General features: G+C 67.7%; 14 protein-coding genes and 1 tRNA gene. 9 read left to right on the top strand and 6 right to left on the bottom strand.

Annotated features, from left to right (window positions below; all coding sequences use genetic code 11):
* Nucleotides 1–1,159 precede the first annotated feature (1,159 nt).
* Entirely contained in the window at nucleotides 1,160–1,600 is a 441-nt protein-coding gene (locus TEF_03575; GenBank protein ANK79969.1) for a hypothetical protein, read from the top strand.
* 148 nt (nucleotides 1,601–1,748) lie between these two features.
* Here TEF_03575 and TEF_03570 read toward each other — a convergent pair whose 3' ends face one another.
* Nucleotides 1,749–2,741, bottom strand: a complete 993-nt coding sequence (locus TEF_03570; GenBank protein ID ANK83255.1) for a hypothetical protein — start codon at nucleotides 2,739–2,741, stop codon at nucleotides 1,749–1,751.
* A 456-nt stretch (nucleotides 2,742–3,197) separates the two neighbouring features.
* On the opposite strand from TEF_03570, the gene TEF_03565 reads away from it, so the two are divergent.
* The 3 genes from TEF_03565 (at nucleotide 3,198) to TEF_03555 (ending at nucleotide 6,131) form a co-directional block, all read left to right on the top strand.
* Nucleotides 3,198–3,812: a hypothetical protein gene (locus TEF_03565; GenBank protein ANK79968.1), complete on the top strand. Its 615-nt coding sequence runs from the start codon at nucleotides 3,198–3,200 to the stop codon at nucleotides 3,810–3,812.
* 136 nt (nucleotides 3,813–3,948) lie between these two features.
* The gene (locus TEF_03560; protein ID ANK79967.1) at nucleotides 3,949–4,755 is read left to right on the top strand and encodes an exodeoxyribonuclease III; all 807 of its coding nucleotides are present in this window, start codon (nucleotides 3,949–3,951) and stop codon (nucleotides 4,753–4,755) included.
* On the top strand, nucleotides 4,752–6,131 hold the full coding sequence (locus tag TEF_03555; protein ID ANK79966.1) for a hypothetical protein: 1,380 nt from the start codon (nucleotides 4,752–4,754) through the stop codon (nucleotides 6,129–6,131). Before TEF_03560 ends, TEF_03555 begins: the two co-directional genes overlap by 4 nt.
* Before the next feature lie 37 nt (nucleotides 6,132–6,168).
* On the opposite strand, the gene TEF_03550 is transcribed toward TEF_03555, so the two are convergent.
* The 5 genes from TEF_03550 to TEF_03530 all read right to left on the bottom strand — a co-directional run bounded on the left by TEF_03550 (nucleotide 6,169) and on the right by TEF_03530 (nucleotide 10,822).
* Nucleotides 6,169–6,663: a hypothetical protein gene (locus tag TEF_03550; protein ANK79965.1), complete on the bottom strand. Its 495-nt coding sequence runs from the start codon at nucleotides 6,661–6,663 to the stop codon at nucleotides 6,169–6,171.
* A gap of 155 nt (nucleotides 6,664–6,818) precedes the next feature.
* Nucleotides 6,819–8,519 carry an acyl-CoA dehydrogenase gene (locus tag TEF_03545; protein ANK79964.1) on the bottom strand — a complete coding sequence of 567 codons (1,701 nt, stop codon included), beginning with the start codon at nucleotides 8,517–8,519 and terminating at the stop codon, nucleotides 6,819–6,821.
* A 116-nt stretch (nucleotides 8,520–8,635) separates the two neighbouring features.
* Entirely contained in the window at nucleotides 8,636–9,058 is a 423-nt protein-coding gene (locus TEF_03540) for a hypothetical protein (GenBank protein ID ANK79963.1), read from the bottom strand.
* Nucleotides 9,059–9,148: 90 nt separating this feature from the next.
* On the bottom strand, nucleotides 9,149–10,495 hold the full coding sequence (locus TEF_03535) for an 8-amino-7-oxononanoate synthase (GenBank protein ID ANK79962.1): 1,347 nt from the start codon (nucleotides 10,493–10,495) through the stop codon (nucleotides 9,149–9,151).
* A gap of 250 nt (nucleotides 10,496–10,745) precedes the next feature.
* A tRNA-His gene (locus tag TEF_03530) sits at nucleotides 10,746–10,822 on the bottom strand.
* Nucleotides 10,823–10,952: 130 nt separating this feature from the next.
* Between TEF_03530 and TEF_03525 the strand changes: the two genes are divergently transcribed.
* The 5 genes from TEF_03525 to TEF_03505 all read left to right on the top strand — a co-directional run bounded on the left by TEF_03525 (nucleotide 10,953) and on the right by TEF_03505 (nucleotide 14,209).
* Entirely contained in the window at nucleotides 10,953–11,360 is a 408-nt protein-coding gene (locus TEF_03525) for a hypothetical protein (GenBank protein ID ANK79961.1), read from the top strand.
* The gene (locus tag TEF_03520) at nucleotides 11,357–12,352 is read left to right on the top strand and encodes an NAD-dependent epimerase (GenBank protein ANK79960.1); all 996 of its coding nucleotides are present in this window, start codon (nucleotides 11,357–11,359) and stop codon (nucleotides 12,350–12,352) included. Before TEF_03525 ends, TEF_03520 begins: the two co-directional genes overlap by 4 nt.
* A gap of 11 nt (nucleotides 12,353–12,363) precedes the next feature.
* The gene (locus TEF_03515; protein ID ANK79959.1) at nucleotides 12,364–13,101 is read left to right on the top strand and encodes an NAD(P)-dependent oxidoreductase; all 738 of its coding nucleotides are present in this window, start codon (nucleotides 12,364–12,366) and stop codon (nucleotides 13,099–13,101) included.
* Between the two features lie 161 nt (nucleotides 13,102–13,262).
* Nucleotides 13,263–13,751, top strand: a complete 489-nt coding sequence (locus TEF_03510) for a hypothetical protein (GenBank protein ANK79958.1) — start codon at nucleotides 13,263–13,265, stop codon at nucleotides 13,749–13,751.
* 167 nt (nucleotides 13,752–13,918) lie between these two features.
* Complete coding sequence (locus TEF_03505; GenBank protein ID ANK79957.1) at nucleotides 13,919–14,209, top strand: cupin; 291 nt, start codon at nucleotides 13,919–13,921, stop codon at nucleotides 14,207–14,209.
* The last annotated feature ends 9 nt before the right edge of the window (nucleotides 14,210–14,218 follow it).

Raw genomic sequence — 14,218 nt, 5'->3', positions numbered from 1 at the left:
CATTGATGTAGCAACAAGGCATGGCGTCGATTTATTTCATTTAGAATTTGATAAACAAAATCCGGATATTTCCAAGAATAATAGCATGATATCAATTGATCTGAGTGCGGGAGCGCAATATGAGCCAATAAAAATAAGCCTTTCTGAAAATCGACTTGTTGCTAATATTGAAGAAATAGAGATTTTCTACGAAGACGGGTCAGCAAACAAGCTGCCTAATGAGCCCTCTCAAATGACATATTATGTAAATAAATCAATACTGGCAGGAATAGGCAAATTAGAAACTCAATTTCGAAAACTAAATTTTAATGATATTTCTGAGGGTGAAGTACGAACAGAGCGAATTGACATACATCCGCCGACCCGCCTGAATCCACCAGACAGCTTCTTTTTGAAAAGCGGGAAAGTAATTGGAATTGAACTTAAGGCTGTTGGAAGACAGGGCAGAATGTTAACGGGAAATACGTTGATAGAGAGTAGTTCATTTAGCATACCAGTAATATACACCAATATTTCTACTGGAGAGCGTTTTAGTTTCCGGCTAGAAAATTTGCCCCTCCAGTTTGATGGAATACGCCAAGGCGAATTTTATCAACAAATGTTTCCTCTGAGATACTACTTTTGTGAAGATATTAGCGGTGACACTATTACCTGGAGTTTGATTGAGAGCTTTCAGAACGGACATCTTGTTAGATGTACATTCAGGCAAAATGCCCAGTATGGACGACATTTCATTCCAGTATCGGACAAGTCTCTAAGAAATAGATTAAAAATGAGACTCAATGACTACCAAAACCTGCGTCACTCAAATGCGTCCTGAGTTTATTGTATTGGAATTTGATTAGACTTTTTTATTGAGGGGCATTGCTGCCCCCGTCTCCAGAATCGCTTCGATATCGGGCCAGTGCGAGGCCAAGCATGTTGACGTCAACCTGGGCGACTTACTTCGCCAACGATGCCGCGCGCGCCACTCCTTCCGCTGCGCAATCGCCCCGAATCACCTACATCATTCCGCTTGGGGTCATGTGGCCGTGGGCCGTACGCTTGATCCGGCCCCATCCAGACAGGTTCGCGCAAGAGTCCCTATATATGTACGGTTGACCGGGCCGGAGGGCGGCCGTCGCCGTCCCGTCACGCCCGGACCAGGGAGTTCTGTCTCATGAAACGCATCATTGCTGTCGTGGCCCTCGGGGCCTTTCTGGCGGCCTGCGGGTCCTCGCAGCAGGACCGGGGCCTGAGCGGCGCCGGCATCGGCGCGGCCGCGGGCACCGCGGTCGGCGCGGTGACGGGGCTGTCGCTTCTGCAGGGCGCGCTGCTGGGCGCCGCGGCCGGCGGCCTGACCGGCGTGCTGACCGACAAGGACATGCTCGACCTGGGCGATCCGGTCTGGGCGTCGGACGACCGGGAGGCCAACCGCTCGGCGGTGGCGCGCGTCCAGGCCGGCCTGCACAAGTTCGGCTACGACCCGGGCCCGGTCGACGGGCAGAACGGGGCCCAGACCGAAGCGGCGATCCGCAACTATCAGCGCGACAACGGCCTGCTGGTCGACGGCCGCGCCTCGGTCGAGCTGGCGCGCCATATCGAGAACCGGCTGGGCTGAGCCGCCGGGGCGGCTTCCTCGGGCTTGACCCGAGGACCCAGTTCTTCTGTTCGCTGGGCCCTTGGGTCGAGCCCAAGGGCGCCGGGATGTTTCAGGTCGCGGATCGCGGCCTGCCCCGGCCCTGTTCCGGGGCCAGGGGCACGTCCGCTCAGGCCGCGTCGCCGGTGACGCCGGAGGACGCGGCCGCGGGTGCGGACGCCTGCAGTATCGCCTCGATCTCGTCCCAGGGCGCGCCCGGGGCGAGGCCGATCATGTTGACGTCGACCCGGGCGTCCCACTTCGCGAGCTGCGCCGCGACCCGGTCCGGATCGCCGTACGCCGTGAGCTGGTCCAGCAGCACCTCCGCCGTCTCCGGCACCACGCCCTGCGAGGGGCTGGGCTTCGGGTTGGCGGCGATGACCTCTTCCACCGCGCGGGCGTGGCCCTGCTTGCGGAGCGAGTTGGCGTAGACGTCGCCCATCGCCGTTATGTACCAGGCGACGTTGGTGGCCACCGCCTGGCGGGCCGCGGCGGCGTCGGCCTTCACCGAGACCGTCGGGCCGCCCAGCACGGTGAAGGCTGCCGGGTCCAGCCCGGCGGCGCGGCGCACCTCGCGCAGCTCCGGCGCCCAGACGGCGAAGCGGTCGCGGGTGACGTAGTAGGGAAACCAGCCGTCGCCGTGGCGGGCGGCGTCGCGCACCGTCTTCGGGCCGATGGCGGCGATGAAGATCGGCAGGCCGGGCGCGGGCTTCTGCCCCAGCCGGAGCGGCCGCGTCTCGATCGCATCGGGCAGGTCGGCGCGTTCGCCCGCCAGCAGGCGGCGCACCTCGTCCACCGTCGCCGTCAGCTTGCGCCGGGGGCGGGTGAAGGGCACGCCGTGGAAGCCCTCGGCCAGGGCCTTCGTGCTGGCGCCGAGACCCAGCACGTAACGCCCGCCGGAAATGTCGTAGAGCGTCGCCGCGTTCATGGCGATGGCGCCGGGCGTGCGGCTCCAGACCGAGAGGATGCCCGACATGGGCCGCAGGCGCTTCGTCTTCAGCGCGATCTCGGTCAGCACAAGGGTCGAATCGAAGCCCCAGCCCTCGGGCACGGAAAACAGCTCGTAGCCCAGCTCGTCGGCCAGCACCGCCATGTCGACGATGACGCTGCGGCGGGTCTCCATCGGGGTCAGCGCGATGCCGCGGCGGGGCCGGGCGGCGGGTCCGGGATGCGGGATTCGCGGGTGCGGGGCGTTCATGTGTCTGCCTTCGAACTATTCATGACAATGACTTGCAGGACAGAATGGCAGGATTGCTGTCCTGTCGCCCACCATGCGCCGCCGGGGCGGAAAAGGCAAATCGGCCCGGTCCTGCCGGTCGGCGCGCCGGGGATGGCCGGGCTGGCCGGCGCGCCTTCTGAACCGCTCGGGCATGGGTCCCGGCTCTCCGCTGCGCTGCGGCCGGGATGACACCATTTGTTGCGGCGTCCCCCTCGGTGTCATCCCGGACAAGCCGAGCGAAGCGAGGCGCGAGCCGGGACCCACGCCGGAGTGCTTCCGTCAGCGGGGCGTCCGCAGGAGAGCCGCGACCTCACGGCAGGGCGTTCCCTTTGGCGCGCCGGCGCTATAGGCTCGCGCTCCATGTCGATGTTCGATGATTTCGAGGACGGGGACGACGAAGAGCCGCCGGTCCCGCTGGACGATCTGCCGCCGACGGTGGCGGCGCTGTCGCGCTTCGCCGCGACGCTGGGCCATGTCTCCTGGTTCGCCGCCGTGGGCGAGCGGATTTCGGAGCCCGAGCGCCGCGACGCCGAGGACTATCTCGCCGCGCTGGGCTTTCCCGAATGCGACGTGGTCCAGGTGATGGACTGGGAGGAGGCCGAGGAGGCCGCGCGCAATCCCGAGTGGAACACCGCCTGGTGGGAGGCGGAGGAGCAGCTCCGCGCCGCGCTGTCGGACCGCGCCGTGGAACTCGCCGGCGACGAGGAGACGGTGCTGGTGGCGCTGACCAACGTCACCTCGAAGGCCTCCGAGGCCGTCCACGGCGCCGCCGCCGTCGCCGCCAGCCGCTTCGGCGTGGCCGACGAGGGGCTGATCCGCGCCGCCGCCGGGGCCGCCGCCCAGGCCGCCTACCAGGCCGCGCTGGTGATCGCCGCGGCCGAGGAAGAGGACCACGCCTTCGCGCGCAAGTTCGCCCTGTTCCAGGCCGGCCGCTGGCCGCTCGGCATCACCGGCGGCACCTTCAGCCTGTTCTGATGGACGCAACCGACGTCACAAGATACGGCGTCCCGGGGCTTGACCCCGGGACCCAGTCCTTATTGTTCGCTGGGCCCCTGGATCAAGTCCAGGGGCGCCGTCGATCATTGCTTCAGGAAACGACGAAAGAGCCCGCATGACCGCCGTCCGCATCGCCACCTGGAACATCAACTCCGTCCGCCTGCGCCTGCCCATCGTCGAGCAGTTCGCCGCCGAGCACCGCCCCGACGTCATCTGCTTTCAGGAAACCAAGGTGGAGGACGGCAAGTTCCCCGCCGACGCCTTCCGCGAGATGGGCTTCCCGCATGTCGAGTTCTTCGGACAGAAGAACTATCACGGCGTCGCCACGGTCTCGAAGCATCCCTTCACGGCGGTCGAGCGGCGCAACTGGTGCGGCAAGGACGACACCCGCCACCTGGCGACGACCTTCGCCGACGGCACGGAGCTGCACAATTTCTACGTCCCCGCCGGCGGCGACGAGCCGGACCCGGAGAAGAACGAGAAATTCGCCCACAAGCTGCAGTTCCTGGACGAGGTCACCGCCTGGTTCGCCGAGCGCCGCGCCGCCGACAACCGCTTCGTCGTGGTCGGCGACCTCAACATCGCGCCGCACGAGAACGACGTCTGGTCCCACAAGCAGCTGCTCAAGGTGGTCAGCCACACGCCCGTCGAGGTGGAGCGCATGGCCCGCTGGTACGCCGCCCACGATTTCGAGGACGTGGTGCGGCGCTTCGTGCCGGAATCGGAGAAGCTCTACACCTGGTGGAGCTACCGCGCGAAGGACTGGGAGGCCGCCGACCGCGGCCGGCGGCTGGACCATGTCTGGGTGACGCCGGCGCTGGCCGACGCGCCGCGGGCGCTGGAGGTGGTCAAACCCGCGCGCGGCTGGCTGAAGCCCTCCGACCACGTGCCGGTCATCGCCGAGATGGATCTGCCGCTGTGAACCTGGACCCGTTCTTCCGCCCGCGCTCGGTCGCGGTCGTCGGCGCGGGAGAACGGGCGACATCCTCGGGCGGGGCGGTGATGCGCAACCTGGCCATCGCGGGCTTCGCCGGCCGTGTCGTGCCGGTGAACTCGAAGGGCGGCACCATCTTCGGACATGCGGCGAAGACATCGCTTTCGGATATCGGCGAACCGGCGGACCTCTGTGTCATCGTCATCCGCCCCGACCTGATCCCGGCCGCGCTCGACGAGGCGGGCCGGAGCGGCCACCGGAACGTGCTGATCCTGCCCGGCGGCTTCGCCGAGGCCGGCGCGGAAGGCGCGGCGCGCGACCGGGAGACGCGCGGGATCGCTGCGCGCCACGGCATCACCGTGGCCGGCCCCAACTGCGCCGGGCTGATCTCGCTCGCCCCGGACCGGCGCTTCGCCGCGACCTTCCTGCGCGACATGCCGCCCGGTCCCAACGCAATGGGCGAGGTGGCGCTGATCAGCCAGTCCGGCGCCATCGCCGAGGAGGCCATCGCCGCGGCGAACCAGCGCCACATCCCGCTCGGCACCGTGGTCTCCGTAGGCAACGCCATGCATCTGGGCGTCACCGAATATCTCGCCTATCTGGGCGCCCAGGACCGGGTCTCGGCGGTGCTGCTCTATATCGAGAGCGTCGCCGACCCCGCCGCTTTCGTGGCCGCCTGCCGGGCGGTCGCGGCGAAGAAGCCGGTGATCGCGCTGATGGGCGGACGCACCGCGCCGGGCAGCCGCGCCGCCGGCGCCCATACCGGGGCGGCGGCCACCGACGACGCCGCGATCGACGCCTTCCTCGCCGAGGCCGGCGCGATCCGTGTCCGCTCGCTCAGACGGCTCATGCTGGCGGCCAAGGGCTTTGGCGCATTCCCCGGGGGCATGGGCCGGCGCGTGCTGGTGCTGTCGAACTCCGGCGGGCCCGGCGTGATCTGCGCCGACGAGGCCGCCGCCGGGGGTCTGGAGCTCGCGCCCCTGCCCGACGCCATGGCGGAAGCGCTGGCGGCGAACCTGCCCGCCGAGGCGTCGGTCGCGAACCCGATCGACCTGCTGGCCGACGCCCGCGAGGACCGCTTCCGCATGGCCTTCCGCGCGCTGCTGGATCACGGCCTCGACGGCTATGACGCCGTGCTCGGCATCCACGTGGTCCCCTTCATGGTCGACGCCGACCCGGTCGTCGCGGCGCTGGCCGAACTGGCCGGAGAATGCCCGGTGCCCTTCATGCACGCCATGATGGGCACCCTGCCGCACAGGGCGGACTGGTTCGCGAAGCTGGAGGCTGCGGGCGTGCCGGCCTTCGACGACGTCGAGCAGATGGCCGAATGCGCGGCCCTGCTGGCGCGGTATGGGGCATCATAGGGACCGCGGCCCGCGGCGGCCGTCCGTCAGGCGGCGGTCAGGTCTTCCGCCACTTCGTCTTGCAGATCTCGTGGAAGGGCTGAAAGTGCTCGCCGACCTTGCCGGTGACCGTGCTCTTCGGCTCGGCGGTGAAGACCCGCCGGTGCGCGATCCGCCAGTGCCCGCCCCGGTAGAGGTAGTCGTCCTCGTACCAGCCCTGCAGGTTGGGATAGACCGCCTCCGGGCGGGCCATGAACTCGTTCAGCTCACAGCGCCCCCATGCGCGGTCGCCGTCCAGCTCGATGACGAAGTTGGTCTGGACGTGATGGACGTTCGGGATCGCGCGCTGCAGGTCGGCGGCGAACTCGGCCAGTTCCGCGCGGCCCTCCGCCTTCACCTTCACCGCCGGGATCTCGAAGATTCCGTCCTCGGTGAACAGCGCCGCCCAGTCGGCCGGGTCGCCGTGGTCGACCTCCCAGGCGTAACGGGCCAGCAGATCCTGGATCATCACCCGGTCGGCGGCCCGCTGCAGATATTCCGACGTGCGCGCCATGTGCTTGCTCCCCAATGCCGTTGGCATGGGGCAGGATCGCGGAACGGACGGCCGATGTCATCCCCGCACTCGGGGGCGGGCCGATACAGAAGGCGCGCGGGCCGGTTCAGAAGGCCCGCCGGCCAGCCGAGCCATCCCCGGCGGGCCAACCTGGCCTAGTTCGCGCCGTCGAGCAGCCGCCGCGTGATGACCTGCGCCTGGATCTCGCCGGCGCCCTCGAAGATGTTGAGGATGCGGGCATCGCAGAGGATGCGGCTGACCTCATATTCCAGGGCGAAGCCGTTGCCGCCATGGCTCTGCACGGCGTTGTCGGCATTGGCCCAGGCGACGCGGGCGGCCAGCAGCTTGGCCATGCCGGCCTCCAGATCGCAGCGCCGGCCCTCGTCCTTGGCGCGCGCGGAATAATAGGTGAGCTGGCGCGCGATCATGGTCTCCACCGCGGCCCAGGCGACCTTGCCGTGCACCCGCGGGAAGGCATAGATCGGCTTGCCGAACTGCAGCCGGTCCCTGGCGTAGCGCATGCCGCATTCCATGGCGTTCTGGGCGACGCCGACCGCGCGTGCGGCCGTCTGGATGCGGGCGCTCTCGAAGGTCGCCATGAGCTGCTTGAAGCCGTTGCCTTCCTCGCCGCCGAGCAGGTTCTCCGCTGAAACCTCGAAGCCGTCGAAGCCCAGCTCGTATTCGCGCATGCCGCGATAGCCCAGCACCTCGATCTCGCCGCCGGACATGCCTTCGGCGGGGAACTGGTTGCCCTCCTCCCCGCGCGGCTTGGGCGCGAAGAACATGGACAGGCCCTTGTAGCCCGGCTCGTCGGGGTTGGTGCGCGCCAGCACGGTCATGACGTCGGCGCGGGCGGCGTGGGTGATCCAGGTCTTGTTGCCGGTGATCCGGTAGACGTCGCCGTCGCGCACGGCGCGGGTGCGCAGGCTGGCGAGGTCGGAGCCGGTGTTGGGCTCGGTGAAGACCGCCGTGGGCAGTATCTCGCCCGAGCAGATGCCCGGCAGCCAGCGCTGCTTCTGCTCCTCGGTGCCGCCGGTCAGCAGCAATTCGGCCGCGATTTCGGAACGGGTGCCGAGCGAGCCGACGCCGATAAAGCCACGCGAAAGCTCTTCGGAGACGACGCACATGGACATCTTGCCCAGGCCCAGGCCCCCGTAGTTCTCAGGCACCGTCAGGCCGAAGACGCCGAGCTCGCCCATCTCCCGGATGATCTCGAGCGGGATCAGTTCATTGTCCAGATGCCACTTGTGGGCGTGGGGCGCGACCTTGTCGTCGCTGAAGCGGCGGAACTGGTCGCGGATCATCTGGAAGGTCTCGTCCAGGCCCGGCTCGCCGAAATTGCCGGTCTCCAGCGCGCCGTCCAGCAGCACCGCGATGCGGCTGCGCACCGCCGGCGTGTTGCCCTGGAAGATCAGCTTGCGCACCGCCTGGGTGGCCAGCTTGTCGACGGAGCGCATCTGCAGCCCCAGATCCTGCGGGCGGACGACCTCGCCCTGGTTCATCGGAATGCCATTGCCCAGCTGGGCTAGGTATTCGCCGAAGCCGGCCTGCAGGATCAGCCGCTCCAGCTCGCCCAGCTTGCCTTCCTCGTCGATGCGGCCGGCCCAGTTGCGCAGCTCGCGCAAAGCCTCGACATAGGTCGCGACCCAGGCCAGACCGTGACAGGCGAACTGGTTCATCTCCATCTTCTGGGCATCGATGCGGCCCTCGTCGTCGCGGACCATCTTCGCCACCGTGGAGATGGCCACCTGCTTGTAACGGTCGGCCGAGTCCACGGCCTTGGCGGTGAGGTCCATCAGGTCGGAAAGCACCAGATCGTCCTGGCGGGCGTCGAAGGCGGGCGCGGTGTCGGGCATGGTGGTACTCTGCTGCGGCTGTTGTCGGAAATTGGCGGCGTTTATGGCCGATCCGACCGGCAATTGCCACAGGGAACTTGTCGCGGCAGCGCCCCGATTCGGCCCGGCGGAGCGCGTCAACCGGCGCTTTTGGCGCCGTCTCCGGCGCGGGCGGCGGCGATGTCGAACAGCCGCTTGCGCATGGCCGCGACATCCACCGGCTTGCGGAAGTTGCCCGCGACCTCGTGGCCGTTGGCCTCGGCGAGACGGGCCGCGGCATTGCGGATGCTGTCAGGCTGACCGGAAACGATCAGGATGGCGCCGTCGAAGCCGGCCTCGCGGAGTTCGCCCAGCACGTCCAGCGCGTCCAGGTCCGGCATGCAGAGATCCAGGGTGACGACATTGGGACCGACCCGCGAGACCGTCTCGGCGGCCAGACGCGGATCGGCGATCCAGTCCGCCTCGAAACCGGCGCGGGCCGCGACGCGGGCGACTAGCTCAGCGGAATCGGCGTCGTCGTCGATGGCCAGCAGTCGCGGGACGGCCGATGGCGAGGTCATCGATCGCGTTCTCCTTTCGGGACGCAACCCCTGATACCTCACCGGGGGGCTGCAGCCGGGCCGCCCGCAAGGGGCGGCCGGCCGGCGTGTTCAGGCGGCGCGGGCCGCGCGGGCGGCCTTGGCCGGCGCCGCGCCGCGATGCGGGCGGAAGCGGACTTCGGCCTCGTCGACGGCCTCGCGCATGCGGCCGACCAGATGGTCGATCTCGGCCTTCTGGTGCCGGGCCATGACCTGCAGGCGGAACCGCGCGCCGCCGCGGGCGACGGCCGGATATTCCACCAGATTGGCGATGGCGCCGCGCTTGGCCAGTTCCTGGGCCGCCATGCGGGCATGACCCTCGGCGCCGATATGCACCGGCACGATCGCCGAGGGGTCGCCGGAAACGTCGAAGCGGGCCTCCTTGAGCTGCTCGCGCAGATAGAGGGTGTTGTTCATCAGGTCGCGGCGCAGCTGGCGGCCCTCGTCGGAGCGGACGATCTCGAAGGCCTTCAGCACGACTGCCGCCTGCATGGGCGAGAGCGCGTTGGAGAAGGTCTGCGGCGCGCTGTAGTACTTCAGGTACTCCTTCACCGCCCGCGAGCCGGCGGTCACGAAGCCGCCGTTGGAAGCGAAGGTCTTGGAAAAGCTGCCGACGATGATGTCGACGTCGTCGATCATGTTCTGCAGGCCGAGCTGGCCGCGGCCGTCCTCGCCCATGCAGCCCAGGTCGTGCGCGGCGTCGACCAGCAGGATGGCGCCGAACTCGTGGCAGAGATCCTGCAATTCGCGCAGCTTCGGCGTGTCCGAGTCCATGGAGAACAGGCTCTCGGTGACGACCAGGATGCCGTTCTTCGCGTCCTTGTCGCGGATCCGCTTCAGCTTGCGCCGCACGCCATCCAGGTTGAGGTGGCCGTGCAGGTGGATGTTCTTCGTCGCGGCGGCCGCGCCCTGCTGCATGCAGCTATGGGCCAGCACGTCCATGACCACATGATCGTCGGGCCGCACCAGCCCCTGGACGACGCCGAAGCCGGCGGACCAGCCCGTGGGATAGAGCACCGTGTGATCGCGGCCCAGAAAGCCGGAGATCTCGGCTTCCAGCCGCAGAGACAGCCCGGTATTGCCGAGCAGCGCCGCCGAACCGGCGCTGTGGGCGCCGAAATCGGTGATCGCCCGGATCGCAGCCTCCTTGATGGCCGGATGGGAGGCCAGGCTGAGATAGTCCTGAGAGGCGAAGTTGACGCCCTGCACATCCTTGCCGGTGTCGTCGAAGGCGCTGCAGGAGGACTTCGGCGCGGTGGCCGTGGAGCGGGAATAGGGCCAGAGATCGTGGCGACGGCGCAGGTTCTGCCAGTCGAAGAAGGCTTCCGTGCGGCCGAGCAGGTCGGCGCCTTCGATGATGCGATAGTCCCTGAGGCTGCCCACGAGCGCTTCGGGCGGAAGGCTGGCGTCGTCGTTCATGTTTCGGTTCCTCCGAAGCGGGCGGACCGGTTCTGGGCCGCGCATCTCTAGTACGCGGTAGTGTGGAACCACGGCCTTAACGGCGGGTGAATCGTCCTGGTTAACGGCTGTCGATTGACGGCCGTTCCGACGATTTCTGCAGGCATTTCGGGCAAATTCGCGTCATTCGAGCAATATCCGCGGCACCGTTCCATCACGGGTTTCGCCGGATGTCACGGGGCGGCGTTCGGCACCGCTCGAAGAAGGAAGTTGGGGCGAGTGATCGGAATTGAACCGACGACCTCCAGAGCCACAATCTGGCGCTCTAACCGACTGAGCTACACCCGCCACCGGAGAGGCCGCTGTTTAAACGCGGCTGTGCTGGCGGTCAAGCACTGACAGGCCCGGCGAACGCGGCTACGATTCCCGCCGAAGGGGCCGGCGAGACGCCCCGCGACAACAGGGAGATCGAATAGCCATGAACAAGGTTCTGGAACCGAAGGGACACGCCAACCCGGGCTCGCGCTTCGCGCCGGGCATGGAGGTTCCCCCCGACTGCCGCTGGTGCTTCATCTCCGGCCAGGTCGGCCTCGACTGCGACGGCAACATCCCCGATGACATCGACAGGCAGATCCACGTCGCCTTCGACAACGTCTTCGCCATCCTGGCCGAGGCGGACATGAGCGTGGCGGACGTCGTACGGCTGAATATCTATCTGACCGACGCCGGCGATGTTGCCGCCTACCGCCGGATACGCGACGAACGGATGGAAGGCCGGCTGACCGCCTCGACGCTGGTGGTGGTCAGCGCCCTGGTCGACCCGCGCATGAGGGTGGAGATCGAGGCGGTGGCCGCGGAGATGTCCTCGCCGGGCCGGGCCGCGTGAAGGTCGTCATCACCGGCGGGGCGGGCTTCATCGGCCGGCGCCTCGCGCGGCGCATACTCGAGAAGGGCTCGCTCGCCGGACCGGACGGCAAGCCCGCCGCGGTCACCCGTCTGGTGCTGTTCGACATGGCCGAGGCCGGGGGCTTCGACGACCGCCGCGTCGAGACGGTGTCAGGCGACGTCTCCGACCGGGCGACGGTGGACCGGCTGATCGGCGACGACACCGCCAGCATCTTCCACCTGGCCGCGATCGTCAGCGCCCAGGCGGAGGAAGACTACGACCTCGGCATGCGCATCAACCTGGACGGCACGCGCAACGTACTGGAGGCGGCGCGGGCCCTGCCGCAGGCGCCGCGGCTGGTATTCGCCAGCTCCGTCGCGGTCTATGGCGGCGCGGACCTGCCCGACGTCGTGACCGACGCCACGCCCGTGACGCCGCTGACCAGCTATGGCGCGGCCAAGGCCTGCGGCGAGCAGCTTGTCTCCGACATGTCGCGCAAGGGCTATATCGACGGCCGCTCGCTCCGGCTGCCGACCATCGCGGTGCGTACGGGCCGGCCCAACCAGGCCGCTTCGACCTGGGTCAGCTCGATGATCCGGGAGCCGCTCTGCGGCGAGGACATGACCGTGCCGGTGACCCCGGACTCGGCGATGTCGCTGCTCAGCCCGCGGCGGGTGGTGGACGCCTTCATCGCCGCCCACGAGACGCCGGCGGAGCGTATCGGCGACTGGCGGTCGATGGTCCTGAGCGGCATCACCGTGACCGCCGGCGAGATCGCCGAGGCTGTCGAACGCAACCGGGGCAACCGCAAGTTGGGCGAGATCCGTTTCGCGCCGGACCCGGCGATCCAGCGCATCGTCGACGGCTGGCCGCGGGGCACGCGGGGCGAACGCGCCGCGGCGCTCGGCATCGCCGCCGACGGCTCGATCGACGAGATCGTGCGCCACTTCATCGAGGACGATCTGGACAACCAGATGCAGGGCATTTTCTGAGGGGGACCGACATGGCCGGACGGCTGGAAGGCAAGACCTGCTTCGTCACCGCGGCGGCGCAGGGCATCGGGCGCGCCACGGCGCTGCGCTTCGCCGAGGAGGGCGCGCGTGTCGTCGCCACGGACATCAACGAGGCGAAGGTTCGCGAGATCGCCGGCGCGCGGATCGAGACCCGCGGCCTCGACGTCCTCGACACCGGGGCGGTGGCGGCGATGGCGACGGAGGTCGGCGCCGTGGACGTGCTGTTCAACTGCGCCGGCTATGTCCATCACGGCGCGCTGCACGACACGCCGCTGGAAAGCTGGGATTTCTCGTTCGAGCTCAACTGCCGCTCGCTGTTCGTGGTCACCAAGGCGTTCCTGCCGGCGATGCTGGACAATGGCGGCGGCTCCATCATCAACATGGCCTCGGTGGTCAGTTCGGAGATGGGCGTGGTCAACCGCTGCGCCTATGGCGCGACCAAGGGCGCGGTGATCGGCTTCACCAAGTCGGTGGCCGCCGACTATATCGGCCAGGGCATCCGCTGCAACGCGATCTGCCCGGCGACGGTTCAGACGCCCTCGCTGGACGAGCGCATCGACGCATTCGACGATCCCGAACAGGCGCGGCGCGACTTCATCGCGCGCCAGAAGATGGGGCGGCTGGCGACAGCCGAGGAGATCGCCGATCTGGCCCTCTATCTCGCCGCCGACGAGAGCCGCTACATCACCGGCCAGCCCATGATCATCGACGGCGGCATGCACCTGTAGACCGAACGGCGTCCCAGACGGGAGAGACCGGTTATCGGCGGGAGCAGCCCCCGGCGCCGCAGACAGGACGCGTTCAGATTCGTCGTGCCGAGTTGACCAGGATCAAGGCTGCGGAACGCCGAACCGCTAGTCTGCGTTCGTCAGCTCAAGCACATGGAACAATGACCATGAAATCCAAGATCGCCTGTATCGCCCTCGCGCTCACACTGGGCCTGGCCGCATGCGAAACCAATACCGCCGGCCAGAAGGAAGTGGGCGGCGCCCTGATCGGCGCCGCGGTGGGCGGCCTGCTGGGCTCGCAGATCGGCGGCGGCGCCGGCCAGCTCGCCGCAACCGCGGGCGGCACCCTGCTGGGCGCCTATCTCGGCTCCGAGGTCGGACGCTCGCTGGACAAGTCCGACAGGCTCTACGCCGAGCGCACCGCCCAGCAGAGCCTGGAGAGTTCCCGCAGCGGGACAACGTCAACCTGGGTCAACCCGGACACGCAGCATTCCGGCACCTTCACACCGACCAACACCTACAGGTCGGCGGACGGCCTTGACTGCCGCGACTACCAGCAGCGGGTGATCATCGACGGCCGCGATGAACTGGCGACCGGAACGGCCTGCCGCCAGGCCGACGGAACGTGGCGCATCGTCAACTCGCGTTGAACCGCGGCGGACGCGCCGACTGGCGCGGCCCGAACAAGGTCAGTATCGTGGGTCCAGTGCGGCCGGACCGTTCGGCGTGGGCACGCGTCACCGGGGGCAGCCCCCAGTGACCCGCCCGGCAAGGCTCCGAAATGCGAACGCCGCGCCATGCCAGAGAAGGCCGCGACATGACAGCTGACCGCCCTCTCGCAGTGCCGACGAAACAGCTCGAGACCGATCGTGTGGTCGTCACCGAATGGCGCTTCGCGCCCGGGGCCCACACAGGCTGGCACCGCCACGGCATGGACTATGTCGTGGTCCCCGTCACGACCGGCGAACTCACCATCGAGACCGCCGAGGGCCTGGCGAAGGCGCCGCTCGCCGCCGGCGTCTCCTACGCCCGCGGCGCCGGCGTCGAGCATGACGTGATCAACGACAATCCTTTCGAGTTCGTCTTCGTCGAAGTCGAACTGAAGTAGGCCGCCCTG

This window comes from Rhizobiales bacterium NRL2 (assembly GCA_001664005.1).
Lineage (GTDB): Bacteria > Pseudomonadota > Alphaproteobacteria > Minwuiales > Minwuiaceae > Minwuia.
Note: the sequence above shows the minus strand (reverse complement) of the source record. Positions and strands in the feature narration are given on the sequence as shown.